The sequence below is a fragment of the Prevotella sp. P6B1 genome (assembly GCF_000702825.1).
GTDB lineage: Bacteria > Bacteroidota > Bacteroidia > Bacteroidales > Bacteroidaceae > Prevotella.
Genome location: NZ_JNKF01000011.1, coordinates 214,565 through 236,508, shown reverse-complemented (window position 1 = coordinate 236,508; position 21,944 = coordinate 214,565). Strand labels below are relative to the sequence as shown.

Below are 21,944 nucleotides of genomic sequence, written 5' to 3'. Positions count from 1 at the left end.
TGACGCGCTTCTGTCTTGTGTACTTGAAACTGGAAACTTCAAAAATAGAACAAGACGGGGTACGACAGTTCACGTATATACGTGGGCTTGTCGTCTCATTGTCTTTTCTATGCGGCTTTTCCAGTGCCTAAGTACAAAGACGTGAGATACCCAAGCTCACGTTCTTTGTATCTATACGTCAAAGACAAAAGCCACGTACAGAGATCATATACATATAGCTATTATCTGCCTAATGAGGTATCTATAGCTTAGCGGCCATGCTTGATTTGCATGTACCGTGCTCTTAAAAATCATTGTTGAAGTGGCCCTCTGAGAAGAGTCGCCACTTTTTTTATTCAGCTTCAGGAATGTCACTCCACTTCGTCGTGTAGCTTGGGCTGCGGAAGTCGTGCTTGATGCTGTCACGGAAAACGCCAGCTTTGCCTTTTCCGTCCTTAGCCGTATATTGTTGCGACCCAAGCACGATAGTTTCGCTACCATTTATGCGGTTGATACGGTCGATGGCTTCATCCAGCTTTCGCTTCTTCTCATACTTTTCAGAATCGTAGTCAATGAAATTGGTCTGTACAGCCGTATCGGGACAGATGCCCATCACGATGACACCAGCCCGTTTGTACTGGTACCCCAGCCGGTATATCTTCTGAGTGCAGCGCAGCGCACATTGCACGATATCCTGCGTGCTACTGCTGGGAGTCAGCAGCCGTTCCTCGGCATAGTTCCAATACTGAGGCAAGTCCTCACGGAAGTGGTTCGTATCGATAAACACACTCACAATTGCCGCTGCCGACTGTTGCTTGCGAAGCTTCTCGGCACAATGGGCAGCAAAGTTGCTGATACTGGTACGCAACGTCTCGAAATCGCCCACCATTCCGGGGAAACTCCTGCTGGTACAGATGCTTTTCTTCTTGCTCATATCCTCCAGAAGGATGCTATCCTCGCCATTGAGTTCACGCCAGGTGCGCTCTACCACCACATTGAAGGTGGATCGAACCCAACTTCGACTTTTAGTTGCAAAATCGTAGGCTGTCTTTATTCCTATGGCCTCAAGCCGTTTGGCATATTGGCGACCTATACCCCAAACCTCGCTAATGGGATATAGCTCTAAGGCCTTGTCGCGTCGAGATACATGGTCGATATAGCAACAATGATGAAATCCAGGATATTTCTTAGCAAAATGACTGGCCATCTTAGCCAAGGTCTTAGTGGAGGCAATGCCGATACTGACAGGCATACCAGTGCAGTGCTTGATACGCTGATGCATCTCCTCGCCCCATGCTTTCAGGTCGAGATGCTCCATACCTTTCAGCATGCAGAAACCTTCGTCGATGCTGTAACGATAGAATTCAGGTACCTCCTTGCGGATAAGCGACATCACTCTGTCCGTCATGTCGAGATACAGTTCATAGTTCGAGGAAAAGACAGCTATCTCCTGTCCTGGAAAGAGGTCTTTCAACTGGTAATACGGTGTTCCTGCTTTGATACCCATTGCCTTAGCTTCGTTGGAGCGCGCCACCACACAGCCATCGTTGTTCGACAGTACAACGACAGGCTTTCCGTTGAGATCGGGCCTGAATACACGCTCGCAACTCACGAAGCAGTTATCACAATCTATTATGGCAAACAATAGCTATTCCTCCAGTTTCTTATGGTGAAAATCACTTTGCCCCAGACAGCAAACTCGTCAGAGGAATCGATGATAAACGGCTTTAAATCCTTATTGGCAGGCACCAGTCGGATAAAGCCCTGGTCTTTCGTCGAAGTATCGAGATACTTTACCGTAAAGCCGCCGTTGACATACGCAGCCACTATATTGCCGTGCTCCATCTCTTCAGCTTTATCGACTACGCACAAGTCGCCGTCAAAGATGCCGGCTTCCTTCATGGAATCGCCCTTCACCCAGACGTAGAAGGTGCTTTCGGGATGCTTGATGAAGTCACGGTTGAAGTCAAGCCTTTCAGCAGGATAGTCGCTGGTAATAGGGAATCCCGCAGCAATGGCATCGTACATCGGAAGCTCAAGTTCCGTTGATACATCAGCTTTAAATATCTCTTCGTCTTTCATAATCATTCAATTTTGCTGCAAAAATACAAAATTCCGCCCAATCAAATCCAAACAGGCCCGAAAAATTGATGTCTTTTCACATAAGATGCAACAGACATACCTTTGCTACAAAAAAAAGAAAAGATATGAGCCATTACCTTTCCTTCAACTCCGTTGAAACAATTCCAGACCTGAAAGCTTCAGCAGCTTTCACAGTCAACTCCTCCGAAGTCTTCCGTGAACAGTCAGATATCCTCCCCGTCACCATCGACGAGGGCTACCAGTATATGCCCTGGGGTGCAGACAACGAAATGCCTTACCGCATTCTCGATCTCATTGAATCTGACGAGACGCTATCCACCTGCCAGATATTCAACGCTGAAGTCTGCTACGGCTCAGGCCTCGTCTACGACACAAAGGAAGCCACAGCAGCCACCAGGAAGGACGTCGCCCATTACTTAATGGACAACGACCTCCCCTCCTACTTCCTCGGCGTATGCCAGGACTTCAAGCATTTCGGATTCTGTGTCAGTATCATTATTCTTAATGGCAACGGTTCCCGCATCGTCCGCATTCTCCGCAAGGAAGCCTGTTACTGTCGTTTCGCCCCTGCAGAGAAAGACGGTCATATCCCGTACCTACTCTATGCTAACTGGCGAAAGTCTTTATCAAGTAAAGACCAGGTTGAGAAAATAGAGCTTCTCGACCAGCATTCTCCTTGGTCCGACCTTCAGGAGCGTATGCAGTCACAGAAAGGTAAGCGCCCGAAGTCCAGCACCCGCAAGTTCGCCATCGTCAGTCGTGTACCCACACCTGACAGTACATATTATCCAATTCCTTACTATGGCTCACTTTTCAAGGGCAACTGGTACAATATCAAGCGTCTCATCGGCATGGCCAAGGAAGCGAAGCTGAAAAACTCCGCGCCCATCAAGTATCACATCGAGATTGCCAATCGCTTCTGGGACGGTATCTTCAAGGCCGAGGGCATTACCGACCGCAAGAAGCAGATGGATCGCGTCGTTGAGGAGAAAGAGAAGATTATCAATTTCCTCACTGGCATGGAGAATTCCGGCAAAGTGCTCTTTTCTACGTTCTATATCAATCCCAATGGTGACGAGCAGCACGATGTGGTCATCAATAAGGTAGAGACCGACAAGGAAGGTGGCGACTGGTCCACCGATATCATCGAGGCCGTCAATATGATGTGCTTTACGATGCGAGTCCACTCTAACCTTGTCGGCTCAGTACCAGGAAAGTCCCAGACAAACAACTCCGGTTCTGACAAGCGTGAGCTTTACACCATCGCCCAGGCCCTGCAGAAGCCGTATCACGACCTGCTGTTTACCGTACATAATATCATCATAAGGTATAACGGCTGGGAAGGAGTCAAGCCTGATTGTCCCTTCATCATGCTTACCACCCTCGATGAAAAGCGCGACGCCAAACTTGTTACACCCAATAAACCCGTAGAAGAATGAAACTAATCATCACTGACGAGCAGCTCCGCCTGCTCATTCCCAATGTACTGGCAACCGTTGAAGGCGAGCCCACATTGATTGAAAAGCTTTACCCATATCTCGAGACTGCAGAGCAATGGGCAATAGATACCTTCGTTCCTGAAGCCATCTTCGACGAAATTGCTGAAACCGACAGCTTCGGTCCTAACGAGCGATTCCGTTACCCCTTGGAAAAGCTCGTGGCATGCCATGCCTATATGACCGCCATCCCTTCACTGGATTTGGTCTTGACCCCAAACGGCTTCGGCATCGTCTCAAACCAGAACGTGGTTCCTGCTTCTCGTGAGCGTGTCGACGCCCTGATTACCTCTCTCGAGTCACAGCGCGACGCCGCCATTGAAGCCCTAATCCTTCGCCTCTCTTCAAGAGACGACTGGCGCCAGTCCACCCAAGGTCAGTACTTCGCCGCCACGATGTTCCCGTTCTTGAACCTCTGCCGCCGCCTCGCCATCCGCGAACATATCTGGGACTCCTACCAGCAGCTGCGCGAACGTCTCATAAAGATTGAGTCCGTTCTTGCCGACACATACTTCTCTCACGAGCAGATGCAAGTCTTCCGCTCCCACGTATTCACCCAGCACCGCAGCACATCACCCCTCGAAGAGCAGGTGATAAAATCCCTCCAGTCCTACGAACTCCAGCTCTTGACAGACACTCAAGTTCACCCCCAATGCTATTACGATCTAGTAAACACAATCCGCCAGCACCCCGACGAATTCCCCGCCTGGCACACCTCCGACGTCGCCCAGCTCTACACCCCCAAAATCTTCCAAAACAAAAAAAACTCCTCCGCTTATTGGTTCTAAGTGAAGGAGTTTTTATATATATAACTACATCCTAATTCATTTATTCCACAAAATATCTTCCTAGTTATCAATAAACATATATTTAATATCAGTTTTTTTAGCTACTTCTTCAATTCCCAATCCTTGATATTGAAGATCGTAAATGAACATAACACCACGTCCTTGATTATATATAGGGTTATTAATATATTCAAATAAAGATTTGTAGTTTTTACTCAAGTTCTCAATAATAGTATCTTTCTCCAAGTTTTCTTTAATTACTTTTTCTTTTTCAGCATAAAGATCTCTATTCATTTCTCTAGAATTGCTATGTTCATTTATTGTGCATAACAAAAAGTAAGTTTCTATTAACAAAAATAGAAACAGTAATTTTGAAAGGTTTCTTTTTATCCAATCCATATTCGTATATTTGGTAATTACTGATAATTCTATTATAGAGTATCTGGTGCAAATATAATACTTTTTTCCAAATTCTTTTTGAATTTAAAGAAAAAAATAATATTTTATTAATTAATTCGATTTTATTAGTATATTTGCACCTACAAATTACATCATTTATGAAGTATAAATTCAAATATTTGTTAGCTTTGTTGGCAATATGCATTGCAATAGAATCGTGTTCACATCAGACCCCATCAGAAATGATGATGGACTTGCTAGTACAATATATTGAAATTCTAAAATCTACTCATATACATAATCAAAAAGATGTAGATGAGCTTAAGGATAAAATAGAGATACTAGAAACAAAGAAGGAACAAATTAAGGAGCTTGAAATGCAAATGATGAAAGAAATGACCCAGGAAGAGATTGAAGACTACTCTTTAAAGATGATGGAAAAGATGGAACGGTCAGGCATTATGGAAATCAGCAAACAAGAATCAGACAGAATCAAAAGAGAAGCAGAAAAGGCCGGATTAGAGTTTGATTTATTTTAAAACAATAGAAAAAAAAGATTTTTTCATTGCTATTTTGCCGATTAATTTATATATTTGCAGAAAATTTTATATTTAATGTTTTATTCGTAAATAATTGTTTTATTTAATAAATTATTACTGCTATGTTACCACTTGATGAATTAACTAGAGAACAAAAATGTGCAGCATTTGGTATAGGAGTTGATCTCTCAGGAGATGTCCAAAACCAAGATCAAATGAGTAGGCTAGATGATCTAATGGATGATTTTAGAAGAAATTTAGGTCTTCGTCGTGCTGAGATAGAAGAGTTTATGCTAAAGATGCAATCTGAAGGTCGTCTTTCATATGCAATTACAATTCTAAAAACTAACCAAAATAACAAAGGTATTTGGGCTATATATGAGTGGCTTTATAGGGTTGCTGCTATATTAGAGTCCCAAAGTGCATTAGATAAACTGGATAATATTTACATAAATGATTTTGGGTGGAGTACTCAGAAATTACAAGATATACGAAAGTATCACAACTTCAGTGATACCATTACGAAATCCCCCAAAAGAAGCACCCCACCCATATCTAATACAGGAAATAGAGGTGGATGTATAATATTAGCACTGACAATACTTTCATCTTTTATTTTTTGCTTTATTGGTTTTATTGTTGCTATTATTTAAGATACGTTTTTCATTCTGATTCTAAAAATGATTTCAGTATAAGTTAGTGGCAGCCAACGGGCTGCCCTTTTTTTTTGTCTTTTTTCGCAGATTACTGTTTCGTTATCTTTGCGCCATGCAAACACTAAACATTACACTCCCCACAAGTTGGTCCGAACTCACAGACGAGCAGCTGCTCATGGTCTATGGACTATTCGCACGCGACTTGTCTGCTGCAGAGGTCAAGGCCCTCTGCCTCATGAAGTGGAATCACATGAAGGTGCTCGCCACTCTGCCACGCCATCGTTTCCTCATAAAGCGAGGAAAAGAGCAGGTTGTGCTCAGAGCCAGGCAGATTCAGGAAGCCACATCAGTTCTGGATTTCCTTGATTCTTTTGCCCCAATGCCCATTCGTATCGCACGAATCGGCAAGCACCGCGCTTTGCCTGCGGACTTCGAGAAGGTCCCGTTTGAGCAGTACCTGTATGTTGACAACCTGTTCCAAGGTTATCTCAACACACAGCAGGACGAACTGTTGCTTCAGATGGCACAAATCCTATACGGGAGCGACCATGTGAAGCCCTCGAAAGCCCATCTTGTAGGTATATTCTACTGGATGGCATCACTCAAACAATACTTAGCTAAACAGTTTCCTAACTTCTATAAGCCCGCACCGGCGAAGGGCCAGGAAAATCTGCTAGAAAGTCGCCAGTCGGATATCTATAGCCAGCTACGAGACAGCACGAATGCCATGATTCGTGCCCTCACAGGTGGCGATATCACCAAAGAAGACGCCATCATGAAGATGGATACTTGGCGTGCCCTCACCGAACTAGATGCTAAAGCCCGTGAAGTCGAAGAAATTCGCAAAGCCACAAAGAAACCATAACCTAAAACTTCCGTTCTATGTTGCCATTTCACCCTAATATACCACAAGAGCCAAAACAAATTAAAAACAACGAAACCTTCAACTGGAATGCTACATCGTTCTTTGAAGACCTGACCAAGCGCAACAAGTTCGCTCAGTCCAAGCACTTCACCTTCTGCCGAGTCTCTGGGCTTGACGGCTTCGAAGAAGCACTGGCCAAGATGCTGACAAAGACAGCTTTCGTCTGCGTGTCCGACATCTCGCAAGGTTTTACAGACATCAATAACACACCGCACACTCGCCGAGTGAAGACAGTGTTCCTTGCCATGCGCCACACCATTGATAATATGGTAGCCCGCCAGTCCTGTATGGATGCGATGCGCGAGCTATTCCGACAGTACATGTCCGTCCTGATCCAGGAACAAACACGTCTGCAGCAGCACTCTATCTATATCGACCCTCGCATCTCCTTCCAAGAAATCGACCGATATTTCTTCTCAGGATGTGCTTGTGCTTATTTCCAAATAGCCGTTGACACTTATACCGACCTTCAATATAATCAAGCGGAATGGACTTGAATCAGCACCCTGACCCACAAGGCGAGCGCGAGAAATACGTTCTCGCCTTCAACGACACCATGCTTAAAATCTGGCAGGAGCAGATTACGCTACTGGGTGTCATAGACACAGGCAGGCTGCTGCACTCAGTCACCGCCCTCCCCGTCCGTGCCGACGGCCGTTTCATAGAAATCGGCCTATCCCAAGCCTTCTTAGAATACGGTCTTTGGCAGGACTTCGGCACAGGAAAAGAAATCCCCAGAGGCAACTCCGGGGATATAGGTCGTGAAAAGCGACGTGTCGCTAAGAAATGGTTCTCACGCAAGTATTATTCCTCAGTCCTCAATCTCCGTGACTTCCTAGCCAATAATATTGGACAAGAATTCACCGGTATCGTAGCCCAATCCCTTGACGATTCCTACCGTCGCTACCACCATTAGAAAGAGCGAAGTCAGCATCTTCACTCTTTCTAATTAATATCATTTAATATCGAAATCATATAATTTTAGAGGAACGCCATTCCCATAATTATAGAAAATCCCATAATGCCCCGCAGGAATAGGTTCATCTGAAAAAATCTTATAACACTCCTCATTGAGTTTCTTCATATCCAAAACCTGAGATTTTGCACCTGTTCGTGCTCCGAATAAAGAAACAGAGATTGTATTTAGTTTTCTTTGACCTTTCTTAGAGGTAAGCGTTACAAGCCTGAACTGTTTTGCATTAATTGAGTTTTTATACATTATCGGGATGTATATGTAGAAAACAGGTTTGTTTCCTAATATATTCTCACTATTTTCACCGTCATAGACCATAGAGCCTTTGGCAGAAATTGGGCTTGCGCTTACTTTAGTTCTTTCTTGCATAATCGGAACTATTTGCATTAAAGTGTCATTACGTAAATAATAAACACCCATTTCTTTCATTTGTGAAATCGCAACAGAGTCATTTTGAGCAAAAATTGAAAGACTCAAAATAAACAAGACAGAAAAAATCAAAATACGTTTCATATAATAAAAATTTATCACCCATTGCAAACACTGTCGATATAAAGGAATTAAAAAATTCCAACATCAAGGTATCATGTAGTAAAATCTATTCTTTTATTAAATTTTCAAGAGAGTATGTAGCCAAAGGATGTCCTTGTTCATCCAAACACAAACAAGATCCATCGTTATTTATCTTTCCTATTATCATAATTTTATCTTTATTATATTTATTATGTCTTACTCTGTCACCAATCTTTAATGAATTCGGATCAGATTTTGGAAGTTCTGTTTCTTCCTCAGATTGTATCTCCGAAGAAATTCCAATTTCACTAGAAGTGCTTTTGACAAAATTATTACCAATGATATAATCTTTCAATTCTTTGACATCATTGGTCATTCCCCAAATTTTAAAAAACAAAATAATGTTCAAAATGGCCCATACAGCCATGATAATTGAAAAAAATCCATCAAATAATTCCATAATAGACACGTTTTAAGTTATTAATAATGCAAAGATACAACATAAATCGAATCGTACAAACTTTTTTATAAAAAAAAGCATTATCTTGTCTTTTTATGTCCGAGATATGTATATTACATTTGCCATCGAAACCAATTCACCACATATATGACAAAAGAATCACGTACTGACATCCAAATCTATTCAGCTATCGCAATGCTTATCGCCGGTGTAGCACTGGCCACAGCAGGCTTCGTAGTACCACCCACGGGCGAAATATCAGATTCTGTGCTCCTCTTCTTCGCACAATGTCTTATATACGCAGGATCGATTTTTGGTGTGAGCATATACATTCACACCAAGTTCGCAGAGCTCAAATCAGCCATCGACGCTAAAGAGGAAGGAGGCGGAGAATGAGCAGAGAAATAAGGGAAATAATCGTCCATTGTACTGCTTCGCCTGAAGGCCGTGAGATGACCGTCAAACAGATTGACGACATCCACCGCAACCAGAACAAATGGCGCTGCATCGGTTATCACAAGGTGATATACCTCGATGGCTCTATCCACGATGGCAGGCCCATCGATGAGATGGGCGCCCATTGCAATGAGGACGGACACAACCGCTATAGCATCGGCATTGTCTACGTCGGAGGTTGTGCAAAGGATGGTAAGACTCCCAAGGATACGCGAACGCCAGGACAAAAGGTTGCGTTGGCAAATCTCTTGGAAGAGCTTCACAAGAAATTTCCCAACGCCAACTTACACGGACATCGTGAGCTCGTCTGCAGCCTGAAGAAAAAAGATCCTCATCATCCCTGCAGTAGCTGCAAAGGCTATCCTGCTCTCTGCATTTATGCCAAGAAATCATGTCCGTCGTTTGACGTTCACGAATATGACTACATCTTCAAATCTTCTACAAAATGATTCACTTTTCTCGTACTTTTACATACTTGTTTTCATTCTTTGTTATAATCACACTTGCCGCATGCTGTACGATGCGCACGTCCGAAAAAGCGGTAAGTGAAAGTGAGACGGCATCCGTGACGGCCTCCCGTCTCACTTTTTACCGCACTCTCGATTCTCTCTCCAGACAATTACACCTGTCTGCAGACAGCATCATAATGATATTCCCAAATGATTCGTCTCCGGAGTTTCCGACAGCGTTTCCATCAGGGATAGAAGGCAGGTCGGAAACTCCGTCTAACTCGCAAGCCCTCTCACAAAAGCCCCAAGCCCCCAAGCGCATCCGAAACGCTTCGCGTTCCTTCTCCGCTTCCCAGCTTTCACAAGTTCCTCCCTACTTACTGCGTCCTCCTAGCCAAGTAGCTCTCAAAATCTACGGACTACACATCGCTGAGAACAGCGAAGAGAAGTCCGTAGCCTGTGCCGATTTGAAGGACAGCGTGGCTGTAGCCACACAGTCCCAAAAACTCAAATCGGCTACAAATCATAGCTCAAAGCCAAAATCCATTCCCAATTACATCTTCCTAATATTCATCATCACTATCGTCATTTACATAGTCTATCGCCTTCGGCGCTTCATCTAAATGTTCCAGTTTTACAAAAATACATTCAGTTTTTAATCTGAATACCTTCTTTCAATTCAGTTTATCATTTTTGCTTTACTATTTACCTTACTATTTATATTGGGCTGTCCGTGAGGATCGCCCAATATTCTTTTGTCCCACCCCATACCCCTTCGGTCTTTCAATCATCATCTTCACCGATGATTGGCTTGTGCGGTAGTGTCGGCTGGTCACTCGCTACAGGGCTGACTGTAGAAGAGCCTGAGCACTGCTATTGCGGTGAGCGGCATAGCTTCAAAGAAGTAAGAATGTGCAAGCGCATACACACTACTTTGTCACAAGTGAACAGCTATGTTGCTCGCCGCGCAGCACCCAGGCACTTCACACCAGCCCCCACGAGTGGCACAGCGTCGCCACCACCGCACAAGCGATGTACATTTCTGTCCATCAAGCCCTTACCAACAAAGCCTCCGGCTCATTCTAAATGAATATTTCCTTTAAAACATTTGTTCATTCCGAATAAAATCCATATCTTTGCAGTAGATTATTGCATCAAGAGTGGCAATGTTTGCCCACCAACCGGCCAACTATCGTAGGCATCGGTGGTAAAATGATGTGAGTGAGATAAGTTTAACCCACTAAAAATTTACGATGATGGAAATCAAAAAGATTGAGAAAAGTGATTTAGTATTGTTTCCACGCCTCCAGAGGCCTGGTCTGAAAGCCAAACATGTAGCCTTCGAGTCCTTCAAGGCAGAGTTGAAACACATCGAAGGCCATGGCTCTTATTGGCTACTGTACCAGCAGGACAAGCCGCACCTTGTCGTGCACGTGCAGCTGCCTAAGAGCGAAGCCGAATTCGACAACATCCTCGGCTGGTGTCTTGGTCAGAACAAGTGGTGTGATTACATCGAGGGCGACCTCTCCTTCCTTTGCGTCATTGCAGGATACAATGCCGAGGAGCTTACGCCAAAGTACCCAGACTTCTTCAAAGAGCGAGTTTACGCACTCTACAATTCAGTTTACTGGTGGTACGAGTACGGCAAAGCCCTCCTAAAACAGTAGTTTCCCGCCGAAAGAGGCTGCGTAATCCGCAGTCACATTCGGCTCTATTTCTCACGCAGAAGTGAACAAGGTAGAAAGAAAATCTGAGGCACGTTAAGGCTCAAAGAGCCACACTCTGCTTCAGATTTTCTTTATGCCCATTCACCTCTTCCAGTACCGCACAATGGTGCGCTTTCTATTGCATCACGCTCTGCTATGATGCCACTTCCCCCCTCGCAAGCGAGGAGATTGGTGGGCAGACAAACATTGGCTATGATTTCAATCAAATAGATTGAGATCGTAGCCAAAGATTGTCTTGATTGCCCGTTCCACAGGTACAACACGAAACCCTCTGACACCTCGGAGGGATTTCGTGTTGCGCCCGTGGCTCTTTACCGCCCATTCGGACGAAGTGGCTGTAAGCATCGTGGTCGGCTCTATCTGCAAAGCGTAGCCCTTGACCTTTTTCGGGCGGCGTGTTGTCATCGGTGGAAATAGTGTAACGCTTTGCCCTTTTTTCGGCACAAATGCCCGCTTATATATCATAGTGCGACCTCTTGCCCCCTTTTTCGCCATAGTAAGCAGTAGCACATTTTTAGGCGACTTTCGGCACTTTTGGAGCATAATGAGACTTCGAGGTTTCAATTAACAAATGAGACTTTTAAGCCCCGTTTGATTAACATTCGTTCACACTCTCTGCATATTCCGCTCACCTCAAAGGTTGGAAGAGGTTCGAGGAGGACAGGGCGCGTGGGGGGTCTTTACTCCGACGGGTTAAGGGCGCTGCCCTTAACAATCCCGTAAGTCATTGATAATCAGCACTCGCAACAGTCTTTAACTTAACTATTTGCGTTTTTCACAAATCCAGGTCGCTTTTCTTGTGGATTTGTTGTGCTGTCAATGACTGGTGGATGCTGTGCCTCCCATACCTTCACCCAGTCAAGTCTCAGGCATGGGCATCATTCACGTCTTTTTCCACGTAAGCACGTATATTTAACTTTGTGGCATAAATCATAACTCACAACCATTATGTCATCTATCAACACGAATGCAACTGTTACACTTACCGTCAATGGCAAGCAGGCTCAAGATATGCTTGACAATCTCAAAAAGAAATCACAAGATCTGGAGAAAGCCATTGAGAATGCAGCCAAAGCAGGTAATAAAGCAGACTTGAAACGCCTACAAAAAGAACTAAAGCAGACAAACCGTCAGATTTCGCAGATAGAATCTGCAGCTGAAGGTGTAGAAAAGGTTCTCAAAAACCTTGATAAAGCAACCCCAAAAGAGCTAAACAAGACGCTCTACACCTTGAAGCAACAACTCAATGGTATAGAGCGCGGCACTATTGAGTGGAACCGTCAGGCAGAAGCCATTAAACGGGTAAAAACAGAAATTGCACGTGTCAACGCAGACCTTATCGAGGGAGAAGGTTTTTGGGATCGCTTCAATCGTAAAATGAATGACTGGCAGACAACACTTATGGGAATGATTGCTGCTGTAACAGGCATTATAATGGCCGGTCGCTCAGCAGTCAAAGCCTATGCAGACATCGATGCAGAAATGGCAAATGTCCGCAAGTTCACAGGCATGACCAAAGAACAAGTCGAGGACTTAAACAAAGAGTTTAAGAAGATGGACACACGTACAGCTCGTGAAGAGCTAAACGTTCTGGCAGAAGATGCAGGAAAATTAGGTAAACAGTCGAAAGAAGATGTTCTCGGATTCGTAAGGGCGGCCGACCAAATAAATGTCGCACTGGATGAACTTGGCGATGGTGCGACATTAACGCTTTCAAAATTGACCACGATTTTCGGTGACGAAGAACGACTCGGCACCGAGAAAGCACTTTTGTCAGTTGGAAGTGTGATTAACGAACTATCTCAGAACTGTACGGCATCGGCTCCATATCTGGCTAACTTCGGCAAAAGAATGGCTGGCGTTGGAGCACAGGCAGAGATGACTATCCCACAGATTATGGGATTAGCTGCTGTACTCGATTCTCAGGGGCAGGCTGTTGAAATGTCAGCTACTGCCGTATCAAAGCTTATTATGGATATGTTCAAACAGCAGGACAAGGTCATCAAAGCCACTGGTATGAATGCTGAGAAGTTCAAAGAGGCACTGTCCAAAGGCACTAACGAAGGCTTGTTGATGCTGCTCGACACACTCAACAAGTTAGGGAACATCGATGTCCTGGCACCTGTATTCAAGGATATGGGTGAAAACGGAGCTCGTGCAGCACAAGTGATTTCTGCACTGGCAGGTAATCTGGATATGATAAAATGGGAACAGGGAGAAGCTGCCAAAGCATTCAAGGAAGCGACCTCCGTTACAAAGGAGTACAACGTACAGAACACCACGGTTCAGGCAGGTCTTGACAAGGCAAGAAAACGTGTCAAAGAAATGGCTATTGAACTGGGAGAAAAGTTGCAGCCCGTAATGCGTCACGTGCTTTCATCCACTACTTTGATTCTTAAAGTCCTCTCCACCGTCGTTGACTTCATCAGTAAACACAAGACTGAAATAGTCCTGGCCACCACCGCAATCGTGGGCTATTATACTGCTGTTAAGTTACAGTATTTGTGGTCGTTACGATTCATTGCCGTTCAGAAGTTGAAAGCGGCATGGCTTACGATTGAAGAAGGTCTTCTGGCAGCTTCTATACTGAAACACAAAGTCTTAAGAGGTGAAATAACAGCAACAGCTGCTGCACAGACATTTTTCAACAAAGTGCTTAAGCTCAACCCTATGGGGGCAGCTATTACTGCCATGACATTACTTATCGGATTGTACGTAAAGTTCACCCGCTCATCTAATGAAGCCGCCAAGGCACAAAGTCGCTTGAAGGATATCGAAGAGGAAGCCGACCGAAACACGAGAGGTGAAATTAATCACATAGAACAGTTGAAGAAAACTATCGAGAATGAATCACTTTCTATTAATAATAGACGTAAGGCTATCGAAGATCTTCAGAAGATTGTTCCAAACTATCATGCAAGCATCACAGAGGAGGGCAAGCTATATGGCCATAATGCCCAGATTCTGAAGAATTACACAGAGCAGCTGAAAATTTCAGCTAAGATAAAAGCTGCATTGGATAAGTTGCCTGATGCAGAGAAAGAGCGCGATGAGCATTTTAATAAGGCATCGAAAAATATACAAAGTGCCTATTTCAATGAGAAAATAAACCATGAGTCGGAAATCGACGCGATTCGCAATGCCAATGTAAGTCCCACAGCATATCAAGCATGGAAGTTACAGCAGAAAAGGTATGATGCTGCAGTCGACCAATATAACAATGTCATTGAATCTCTTACAGAAGAAAATCAACGCCTGGCTGATGAAGCTGCTAAGATGGCAAACCAAGATGACATTAAGGATAAAGGAGATGGTAAGGTTCCGTCTTCAGATGATTCTAAGAAGGAAGAACGTTTCAAAGAAGAAAAGGAGTGGAAAGACAAGGAAGAGGCACTTAACCGTATCAGCTATGCTACAGGCCAGTCTAACTACGAACAGTACCAAAAGCGTATTCTCGAGATTGAAATAGAGTACCAGACGAAAATTCTTACTCTTACTGACCTGACAGAAAAAGAAAAGTTGGAGGCACAAGCAGCCTACTCAGAAGCTGAGAAGAAACAGAAAGATCAGCATACAAAATTTACTGTAGAACAGGAAACACAGTTCTATAATGAGACAGTATCAATTCAGAAGCAGCGATACATCGATGGGGAGATAGACAAAGAAGTATATCAGCAGACTATCGAACTGTTAGAACTCAACCATCTCAGACGTATGGTATCTCTTTACGACTCAGGTACACAGGAATATACACAGGCACAGTCTAAGTACCAAGACAAGCTGATTGCTGATCAGAATCGACGTCAGCAAGAAACAGAGGCTGTAGAGGAAAAACACCAGGATCGTCTGAAGAAAATCAAGGAAGGATTCTTCGGTGACAACCTCGGCGAAAGAATGAACAAATATATGAGCGACCTCGATATGCTTAAACAAGTGTACAATTTGGAAGTAATCGCAGCTGGTGACAATGCAAATGAGAAGCTTCGCATAGAAGAGGCGTATCTTAAAGCGAAGAAGGCACTACGTAAACAATATGGTATCGACGAAATGGACGACAGCAAGAATTTTCTCGAATCCTGGACAGAGGATATGCAGGAATGGTTACAGTCCGATGCAGCAAAGGCAATAACAGGTACGCTCGATGTTATATCTTCTGGCATGGGTAGCATATTCCAGCAGATGACATCACTCATCCAAGCAGAAACAGATATTCAGGTAGCAGCTATTGAGAAACGATATCAGGCAGAAATTTCAAATGCTGAGGGCAACAATTATGTCGTAAAGAAACTGGAAAAACAAAAGGAGGCAGAAATTGCCAAAGTCAAATCCGACGCAAACAAAAAGATGTTCAAGATGCAGGTGATGCAGGCTGTTGCCCAGACTGCCACCTCAGCTATCAACGCATATAGTTCAGCTGCGGCAGTACCTTTGGTGGGCTATATCCTGGCTCCAATAGCAGCAGCATCTGCTATAGCTGCAGGAATGCTTCAGGTTGCAGCTATTAAGAAACAGCAAGAAGCATCAGCAGCGCAAGGATATGCCAAAGGTGGATTTACTGGAGATGGAAGTAAATATGAAGTAGCCGGTGTTGTTCACAAAGGGGAATGGGTTGCCAGCCGGGAATTACTGCAATCGCCCATAGCCCGCCCGCTGATTGAAGCTTTGGACTATGCCCAGCGAACGAACACATTAGGTTCATTACGCTCTGAAGATGTTTCAAGAAGCATCATTGCTCCGAGCGTGTACGCACAGTCCGCTCATTCAGCGCCCACAGTAATCGTGCAGCCTTCTTCGCCAGATGCTCAGGCAGAAATTGCTGCGAACGGCGCAGCCCTGAAGGAATATGCTGACGTTATCCGTCAACTCAAGGATCGTTTAAACGAACCTTTTGTGACAGTCAACACGGTTATAGGAGATACCGGTATCAAGCATGCTCAAGATGAATATGAGCAGTTGATGCGTAATAAATCACCAAAATCAAGAAGAAAATAATCATGGAAATAATCATCAATGGCAAATTAGCCTGCCTCAAGAAGAATACTTCTTTTGAATATATTGTCGAGAATCCACTGTTTACCGGTTCTGACAGCTATACACTTACAATCACGTTTCCACTAAAAGACTGCCCAGAGAACATAGACATCTTCGGGCACCTGTATCGTCAGGACGTAGAAAAGAACAAGGTAATATTTGACTGCGAAATCCGTGATAAACAATTCTACAAAGCAGGCTGCATAACAGTTACACAAATATCTGATACGGAAGTGAAGACTCAGTTCCTTGAAGGTCGTAGCGAGCAGAACTTCAATGACTCTTTCGATAACATCTATATCAATCAGCTTGATTTAGGCTATGCTGATGACTTTAATCCCAATGATTATGATCCTTCTGACATCTGGGCAGGCGACTACCCTACTGCTGACTATGTGGCGCTTCCATGGGTGAATAATACTTCTGGTAATATTCAGAACGAAGTAAAGAAGGATATATATGGTCATTTTCAATGGGCTTCAGGTGTAAGCAGGCTTTCATTCCAGCCGTACCTATTATATATATTAAAGAAAATATGCAGTTGTTTAAGATATACAGGCAGTTTCTCAGCCATCAACAACAGTTATTGGAAGCACCTGATTATCTGCAACAATCTTCCTGCAGCATGGTCTATTTCAAATTTTGCAAGTGCCCTCCCCCATTGGACCCTCACAGAGTTCTTTGAACAGTTGGAACTCCTAATGGGAGGCGAATTCACTATCAACCACAAGGCTAGAACTATCAAGTTTCAGTTCTCACACAAGATTGCCTTTGATACAGATCCAGTAATGATAGATAGAGTCATCAACAAATACACTGTTGATGTTTCTCAGGAAGATAAGTCAGAGTACATAGCAACAAGAAATCTGGCATACGCAGACAATGATAACCGACTATGGGTTTATCGTTGCTGCCAATGGTTCGTAAACAAATACAAGGATGAAGCTAAAGTATATAACAAGCTCTCGGATTTGCTTAGGGATGCCGCTCTGCTTAAAGAAAGTGGCATCTATATCTCAGACGACGGTCGAGGATATACCACTAAACACTATTACAGAGGATACCCAGTAGGTTCTGACGGCAACAAGCTTTTCTATGCCAAGGACGTAGACACATATTTTATTATGTATTGCTATAAGGCAGAGCTATACGACACGACTCACGTTAAACTGAATGACACGGATTATCATTGGTATAAATACTATAACCGCTTAATGCCTATAAATCAGTTTGGCAATTATATCTATGACAAAAAAGCAGATGATGTAGAGCTGAACATTGTGCCTGCATGGATTGATGACACAGAGGAAGAACTTGGCCCATGCCTGTTCCTTGAGTGCGGAGAAATGGGCAGCGCTGAATCCTGGTCTAATGAGTCAAATTCGGAAGGAACAATAACAAACGAAGACGGTAGTCGAATGGGAGGACAAAGAACAAGAGCTGCTATAGAAGACTCTAATAGCGGAAGAAGAGGCGACGATACTGACTATAATGACGGTGCCTTGGCGCAGGGCCGAGCAGGAAAGACCATAGAGCAAGGTGAACAGGAGAAAAACGAAGCCTACTTTGATAAGATTTATGTGGGATTCTGGGACGGAATAATCAGGAAAACCGGTAAACTGCCACGTCCTATGGTCGATACAGTCGAGGTCGACGACGATTTCACATCGTTTACAACATCTTATTCACTACGAATCAATAAAAAGAAAGGTAATGATGCGGAAGGCATTCCATATAACTATACTTATAACATCGATAACAGGAAAAAGTATTCTTTCTCTTTCCTAACAGATGAGATTCCTAACCCTAGAGCCTTGTACATTATAGAAGGCGGCCAGTATATCTGCGAAAAAATAACAGCGACCTTCCATGAGTCAACAGGAAAGTCGCAGTTACTTCGCGGGAATTTCTATCGCGTGGTTACTTAATGGATGCAACGAGCTGTTCTGTTTGCTCGACCATCGGCTTCTTCAGGATCTTGGCATAAATCTGTGTAATTCTAACATCCTTGTGCCCGAGAGCACGAGCCACTCTTTCTATTGGAAATTGATAGGTCAACAGTAGAGTGGCAAAGGAGTGTCGAGCCACATGACAGGTAAGAGGTTTCTTGAAACCCAGTTTTTCCTGTATCACATGTAGATAGTCATTTAACTTTGTATTTGAGATAATAGGAAGCGAGAAATGGTATTTCTCGAGCACATCCATAGCAGGTGGAAGAATCGGTGTAAAGAAGTTAGAGCCAGTCTTTACTCGGGCTCCATCAATGAAGTATGTAGAACCTTCTTTCTCCGTCATGGCCTTGAATTTAAAATTGCACATATCGACATAAGCAAGTCCTGTATAAGCCATAAAGATGAATAAATCGCGTACACGATCAAGCCTCGGCGAGAGATCTTTTGCTTCTCTTAGTATGAGAAGCTCTTCCTCGTTTAGAGGCTGACGCTCTTTATAAGTACCATGTTTGATTTCTACATGATTGTAGGGGTCACTTGGTATCATTTCATTGCGCCAAAGCTGACGCGTGTACTTGTGCAGTTTCTTATGATAGTTATAAATTGTGGCCAGGCTCTTATCACCTTGTGAATGCAGCCACTTATCATACTCTATTATTTTGGTAGGTGTAAGGTCATAGAAGGTCTTTATCTTCTTGAACTTCTTAAGACTGGCAATGACCACCACGATATTGCGTCGGGATCCAGAACGCAAGTCCTCCCTGTTGAGAGAATCCTCAATGTACTCGATAATACTCTGACGCTGGTCATTGCCATTGAACAGATTCTTATTATCTGATTCTTCGCGTTCAGATATCTGTTCTGCAAATACATGCTTGTTGAAAGTCGCAATAGTCATTTCCTCACCAAGGGTTTGCATGGCATGAATAACATTCTCGTAATACTTTACTTTAGCAAACACACCTCTCTCCATTGCAACAGACTCCCAATCTTCAGGTGTAGCAGTACCAGCACTCACGAACTTGCGCTCACCTTCTCTCAGGTAAACACAGATGTCAATTGAGCCTTTTCCAGTCTTAGCCGCCGTCTTTCTACGGTCAAACACTACTTTTACATTCTTCTTCATACTTACTTTTTTAATGCGCCCCATAGAACATTATGGCTGAAGAACATTATCGCTGGGGAATAAGCGGGAAGAATCTATGTTTCTGATAGATAGTTGATGCAATATGTATCAAAAATCTGGAGAGGTGTATCAAAAACTGTATCAAAAGCCCATTTCCAAACCAGTCCAAAGCCGTCCAATCCTGTCCAATGCTGTCCAAATGGAACGCGGAGTTCAACAATATTTTTAGCGCCTTCAACTGGTTAATTTTCAACTATTTAGGTTTTTACCTTGTTTTAAAAAGAAAGGTAACAGACTGTTTCCAGTCTATTACCCTTAACTTTCCTTGGTGATTCCGGCGGGATTCAAACCCACAACCTTCTGATCCGTAGTCAGATGCTCTATTCAGTTGAGCTACGGAACCATTGTTCCTTGACTTTTTGCAACCGTTTTGTGATTCCGGCGGGATTCAAACCCACAACCTTCTGATCCGTAGTCAGATGCTCTATTCAGTTGAGCTACGGAACCATTTCCGATTTGCGGGTGCAAAGGTACTGACTTTTTTTGGAACCACCAAACTTTTGGCGGACTTTTTTCGAAAAAAGTGCAGATTTTACACGATAATCCGCGTTTTATGGTAGTTTTCACGGAACTCAGAAGGGCTACAGCCCTTTCGCTTCTTAAAAATGCGATTGAAATTGCTGAGGTTATTGAAGCCGCAGGCATAACTGATCTCAGCCACAGAGTTGGTACTATCAACCAACATACGACTGGCATAACCCAGGCGCTGATCGATGATATACTCGCTCAGATTTCGACCCGTATGCAGCTTGAAAAACCGACTGAAAGCCGAAGCGCTCATGCCAGCCAGATCAGCAAGCGTGTTGAGACGGATTTCCTTCTTATAGTTCTGCTCAATATAATTCTTCACTTTCTGCACGCGGCGACTGTCGCTCGACACCTCAACCTTGGCAAAACTGCTTGAGGCCAGCGTATGAGCACCATCGCACTTGGAGAGCTCGTAGAGAATGGTCAGGAACTGCATAAAAGCATAGAAGCCATCCTTAATAGTGCACAAAGAGTTGAGTTTCGGATAGACACGCATAATGGCATCCATCGGGAAGCTGAGCCCCTTACGCGCCTCCTGCATCATCTGCCGCATCGAGGCAAAAGGATTACGCGAAAAAATGCTATCCTCAGAGAAATCGAACTCGAAATGGATGGTTACCTCATGGATGTTCTCACTGGTACACGAGCCCTGCTCCCAGACATGCTCAAGATCGGGACTGGTGATGAGTACCAGGTCGTAGTCGCCTATCACCTCGTTAGAGTCGCCCACAATGCGACGAACGCCTGGGGCATGCTCTACGAAGTTAAGTTCGAACACCTTATGATTGTGGATAGGATAAGTGAACTCTTTCTTATGTCGTTCGGCAATATAGAGCACATCCTTCCCTGTCAGTTGGGTAATCTCGTGAATAACCTTGCTTTCAATCATATTTTCAGTTCTTTCAGAATCTCGGCCATGCGCTGCATATTATTGATACGCATAGGCACCAATGGCAAACGAAGCACATTCTGGATGAAGCCCATCTCTGAAAGCATTGCCTTGACACCGGCTGGGTTACCGTCGACAAACAACAGTGAGAACAGATCGGTGAAGCGATGATGGATGGTACGAGCGGGATCGTACTCACCACGCATCTGCAAACGAATCATGCGTGAGAATTCCTTAGGAAGGGCATTTCCGATAACAGAGATAACACCTACGGCACCACAGCTGACCATTGGGAAGGTCAACGAGTCGTCGCCCGAGATCACATCGAAGTCGGCTGGCTTGTTCTTGATAATCTCATCAACCTGCTCCAGATTACCGCTGGCCTCCTTGATAGCGACGATATTCTGACAGTCGCGAGCCAAACGAACCGTAGTAGCAGCCTGAAGGTTAACACCCGTACGACCGGGTACATTATAAAGCACAACAGGAAGCGATGTTGCAGCAGCTATGGCCTTGAAATGCTGATACAGACCTTCCTGCGAAGGCTTGTTGTAATAAGGACATACACTCAGTATGCCGTCGATGCCCTTGAAGTCGGCTGTTTTCAACTCTTCGACAACAGCAGCGGTATTATTACCGCCACATCCTATAAGAATAGGAACGCGCGCCTGCACATAGTCTACTACTAAATCCTTGATCTTCTGCTTCTCTTCACGTGTCAGCGTAGGAGTCTCACCAGTAGTGGCGAGAATACAAAAGAAGTCAGCACCGTTGTTAAGCTGATAGTCTACCAGACGTATCAGCGCTTCATAGTCAACCGAACCGTCTTCCTTGAATGGGGTGATGAGCGCTATGCCCAGACCCTTGAAAATGTTATGTACCATTATATTTTTAT

20 protein-coding genes, 2 tRNA genes and 1 riboswitch are annotated in these 21,944 nt (G+C 44.0%); of the genes, 12 read left to right on the top strand and 10 right to left on the bottom strand.

All coding sequences use genetic code 11. The features are described 5' to 3' along the window. Window positions 1-331: 331 nt before the first annotated feature. A complete protein-coding gene (locus tag T495_RS0105020; RefSeq protein ID WP_033147832.1) occupies window positions 332-1,624 on the bottom strand; it encodes a Y-family DNA polymerase in 1,293 nt (430 codons plus the stop codon). Beyond that, window positions 1,612-2,061 carry a LexA family transcriptional regulator gene (locus T495_RS0105015; RefSeq protein ID WP_033148069.1) on the bottom strand — a complete coding sequence of 150 codons (450 nt, stop codon included), beginning with the start codon at window positions 2,059-2,061 and terminating at the stop codon, window positions 1,612-1,614. The genes T495_RS0105020 and T495_RS0105015 overlap by 13 nt, the downstream gene beginning before the upstream one ends. 125 nt (window positions 2,062-2,186) lie before the next feature. On the opposite strand from T495_RS0105015, the gene T495_RS0105010 reads away from it, so the two are divergent. Both T495_RS0105010 and T495_RS0105005 read left to right on the top strand, forming a co-directional pair. Continuing rightward, complete coding sequence (locus T495_RS0105010; protein ID WP_231495056.1) at window positions 2,187-3,521, top strand: hypothetical protein; 1,335 nt, start codon at window positions 2,187-2,189, stop codon at window positions 3,519-3,521. Continuing rightward, a complete protein-coding gene (locus T495_RS0105005; RefSeq protein WP_033147831.1) occupies window positions 3,518-4,366 on the top strand; it encodes a DUF6712 family protein in 849 nt (282 codons plus the stop codon). Before T495_RS0105010 ends, T495_RS0105005 begins: the two co-directional genes overlap by 4 nt. A 60-nt stretch (window positions 4,367-4,426) precedes the next feature. On the opposite strand, the gene T495_RS0105000 is transcribed toward T495_RS0105005, so the two are convergent. Then, window positions 4,427-4,765: a hypothetical protein gene (locus T495_RS0105000; protein WP_155993452.1), complete on the bottom strand. Its 339-nt coding sequence runs from the start codon at window positions 4,763-4,765 to the stop codon at window positions 4,427-4,429. 158 nt (window positions 4,766-4,923) lie between these two features. Here T495_RS0105000 and T495_RS0104990 point away from each other — a divergent pair, with 158 nt between their 5' ends. From T495_RS0104990 to T495_RS0104970, 5 genes are all read left to right on the top strand, one after another. Then, window positions 4,924-5,304 (top strand): hypothetical protein, encoded by a 381-nt coding sequence (locus T495_RS0104990; RefSeq protein ID WP_155993450.1) that lies wholly within the window; start codon window positions 4,924-4,926, stop codon window positions 5,302-5,304. A gap of 122 nt (window positions 5,305-5,426) precedes the next feature. Continuing rightward, a complete protein-coding gene (locus tag T495_RS0104985) occupies window positions 5,427-5,957 on the top strand; it encodes a hypothetical protein (protein WP_033147827.1) in 531 nt (176 codons plus the stop codon). 115 nt (window positions 5,958-6,072) lie between these two features. Beyond that, window positions 6,073-6,825: a hypothetical protein gene (locus T495_RS0104980; protein ID WP_033147826.1), complete on the top strand. Its 753-nt coding sequence runs from the start codon at window positions 6,073-6,075 to the stop codon at window positions 6,823-6,825. 17 nt (window positions 6,826-6,842) lie between these two features. Continuing rightward, window positions 6,843-7,382, top strand: a complete 540-nt coding sequence (locus T495_RS0104975) for a hypothetical protein (RefSeq protein WP_033147825.1) — start codon at window positions 6,843-6,845, stop codon at window positions 7,380-7,382. Further along, the gene (locus tag T495_RS0104970) at window positions 7,373-7,801 is read left to right on the top strand and encodes a hypothetical protein (RefSeq protein WP_033147824.1); all 429 of its coding nucleotides are present in this window, start codon (window positions 7,373-7,375) and stop codon (window positions 7,799-7,801) included. The genes T495_RS0104975 and T495_RS0104970 overlap by 10 nt, the downstream gene beginning before the upstream one ends. Before the next feature lie 39 nt (window positions 7,802-7,840). Here the strand turns inward: T495_RS0104970 and T495_RS0104965 are convergent, their stop codons facing one another. Continuing rightward, the gene (locus T495_RS0104965) at window positions 7,841-8,371 is read right to left on the bottom strand and encodes a hypothetical protein (protein ID WP_033147823.1); all 531 of its coding nucleotides are present in this window, start codon (window positions 8,369-8,371) and stop codon (window positions 7,841-7,843) included. An 85-nt stretch (window positions 8,372-8,456) separates the two neighbouring features. Beyond that, window positions 8,457-8,831, bottom strand: coding sequence for a hypothetical protein (locus T495_RS0104960; protein WP_033147822.1), 375 nt, complete (start codon window positions 8,829-8,831; stop codon window positions 8,457-8,459). A 147-nt stretch (window positions 8,832-8,978) separates the two neighbouring features. Between T495_RS0104960 and T495_RS0104955 the strand changes: the two genes are divergently transcribed. The 5 genes from T495_RS0104955 to T495_RS0104925 all read left to right on the top strand — a co-directional run bounded on the left by T495_RS0104955 (window position 8,979) and on the right by T495_RS0104925 (window position 18,422). After that, a complete protein-coding gene (locus T495_RS0104955) occupies window positions 8,979-9,227 on the top strand; it encodes a hypothetical protein (RefSeq protein ID WP_033147821.1) in 249 nt (82 codons plus the stop codon). After that, window positions 9,224-9,736, top strand: a complete 513-nt coding sequence (locus tag T495_RS0104950) for an N-acetylmuramoyl-L-alanine amidase (protein WP_081832023.1) — start codon at window positions 9,224-9,226, stop codon at window positions 9,734-9,736. Before T495_RS0104955 ends, T495_RS0104950 begins: the two co-directional genes overlap by 4 nt. A gap of 1,146 nt (window positions 9,737-10,882) precedes the next feature. Beyond that, window positions 10,883-10,994, top strand: a riboswitch (SAM-I-IV-variant riboswitch). Continuing rightward, entirely contained in the window at window positions 10,990-11,403 is a 414-nt protein-coding gene (locus tag T495_RS0104940) for a hypothetical protein (RefSeq protein WP_081832022.1), read from the top strand. (Overlaps the previous riboswitch by 5 nt.) Window positions 11,404-12,411: 1,008 nt before the next feature. After that, a complete protein-coding gene (locus T495_RS0104930) occupies window positions 12,412-16,455 on the top strand; it encodes a phage tail tape measure protein (RefSeq protein WP_033147817.1) in 4,044 nt (1,347 codons plus the stop codon). 2 nt (window positions 16,456-16,457) lie between these two features. Beyond that, window positions 16,458-18,422: a hypothetical protein gene (locus T495_RS0104925; protein ID WP_033147816.1), complete on the top strand. Its 1,965-nt coding sequence runs from the start codon at window positions 16,458-16,460 to the stop codon at window positions 18,420-18,422. Here T495_RS0104925 and T495_RS0104920 read toward each other — a convergent pair. From T495_RS0104920 to dapA, 5 genes are all read right to left on the bottom strand, one after another. Continuing rightward, entirely contained in the window at window positions 18,415-19,572 is a 1,158-nt protein-coding gene (locus tag T495_RS0104920) for a site-specific integrase (protein ID WP_033148066.1), read from the bottom strand. The genes T495_RS0104925 and T495_RS0104920 overlap by 8 nt on opposite strands. A gap of 326 nt (window positions 19,573-19,898) precedes the next feature. Continuing rightward, a tRNA-Arg gene (locus T495_RS0104915) sits at window positions 19,899-19,975 on the bottom strand. Window positions 19,976-20,005: 30 nt separating this feature from the next. Beyond that, window positions 20,006-20,079: transfer RNA gene (locus T495_RS0104910), tRNA-Arg, on the bottom strand. An 85-nt stretch (window positions 20,080-20,164) separates the two neighbouring features. After that, window positions 20,165-21,049: an AraC family transcriptional regulator gene (locus tag T495_RS0104905; protein ID WP_033147815.1), complete on the bottom strand. Its 885-nt coding sequence runs from the start codon at window positions 21,047-21,049 to the stop codon at window positions 20,165-20,167. Beyond that, window positions 21,046-21,933 carry a 4-hydroxy-tetrahydrodipicolinate synthase gene (gene dapA, locus T495_RS0104900; RefSeq protein ID WP_028903593.1) on the bottom strand — a complete coding sequence of 296 codons (888 nt, stop codon included), beginning with the start codon at window positions 21,931-21,933 and terminating at the stop codon, window positions 21,046-21,048. Before dapA ends, T495_RS0104905 begins: the two co-directional genes overlap by 4 nt. Window positions 21,934-21,944: the final 11 nt, after the last annotated feature.

Coding starts and splice junctions, on each gene's coding strand:
- T495_RS0104955 (WP_033147821.1), top strand. CDS start 8,979: ATGACAAAAGAATCACGTACTGACATCCAAATCTATTCAGCTATCGCA.
- T495_RS0104905 (WP_033147815.1), bottom strand. CDS start 21,049: ATGATTGAAAGCAAGGTTATTCACGAGATTACCCAACTGACAGGGAAG.
- T495_RS0105000 (WP_155993452.1), bottom strand. CDS start 4,765: ATGGATTGGATAAAAAGAAACCTTTCAAAATTACTGTTTCTATTTTTG.
- T495_RS0104920 (WP_033148066.1), bottom strand. CDS start 19,572: ATGAAGAAGAATGTAAAAGTAGTGTTTGACCGTAGAAAGACGGCGGCT.
- T495_RS0104960 (WP_033147822.1), bottom strand. CDS start 8,831: ATGGAATTATTTGATGGATTTTTTTCAATTATCATGGCTGTATGGGCC.
- T495_RS0104970 (WP_033147824.1), top strand. CDS start 7,373: ATGGACTTGAATCAGCACCCTGACCCACAAGGCGAGCGCGAGAAATAC.
- T495_RS0104985 (WP_033147827.1), top strand. CDS start 5,427: ATGTTACCACTTGATGAATTAACTAGAGAACAAAAATGTGCAGCATTT.
- T495_RS0104980 (WP_033147826.1), top strand. CDS start 6,073: ATGCAAACACTAAACATTACACTCCCCACAAGTTGGTCCGAACTCACA.
- T495_RS0104965 (WP_033147823.1), bottom strand. CDS start 8,371: ATGAAACGTATTTTGATTTTTTCTGTCTTGTTTATTTTGAGTCTTTCA.
- T495_RS0105015 (WP_033148069.1), bottom strand. CDS start 2,061: ATGAAAGACGAAGAGATATTTAAAGCTGATGTATCAACGGAACTTGAG.
- T495_RS0104990 (WP_155993450.1), top strand. CDS start 4,924: ATGAAGTATAAATTCAAATATTTGTTAGCTTTGTTGGCAATATGCATT.
- T495_RS0104925 (WP_033147816.1), top strand. CDS start 16,458: ATGGAAATAATCATCAATGGCAAATTAGCCTGCCTCAAGAAGAATACT.
- T495_RS0105005 (WP_033147831.1), top strand. CDS start 3,518: ATGAAACTAATCATCACTGACGAGCAGCTCCGCCTGCTCATTCCCAAT.
- T495_RS0104940 (WP_081832022.1), top strand. CDS start 10,990: ATGATGGAAATCAAAAAGATTGAGAAAAGTGATTTAGTATTGTTTCCA.
- T495_RS0104950 (WP_081832023.1), top strand. CDS start 9,224: ATGAGCAGAGAAATAAGGGAAATAATCGTCCATTGTACTGCTTCGCCT.
- T495_RS0104975 (WP_033147825.1), top strand. CDS start 6,843: ATGTTGCCATTTCACCCTAATATACCACAAGAGCCAAAACAAATTAAA.
- dapA (WP_028903593.1), bottom strand. CDS start 21,933: ATGGTACATAACATTTTCAAGGGTCTGGGCATAGCGCTCATCACCCCA.
- T495_RS0104930 (WP_033147817.1), top strand. CDS start 12,412: ATGTCATCTATCAACACGAATGCAACTGTTACACTTACCGTCAATGGC.
- T495_RS0105010 (WP_231495056.1), top strand. CDS start 2,187: ATGAGCCATTACCTTTCCTTCAACTCCGTTGAAACAATTCCAGACCTG.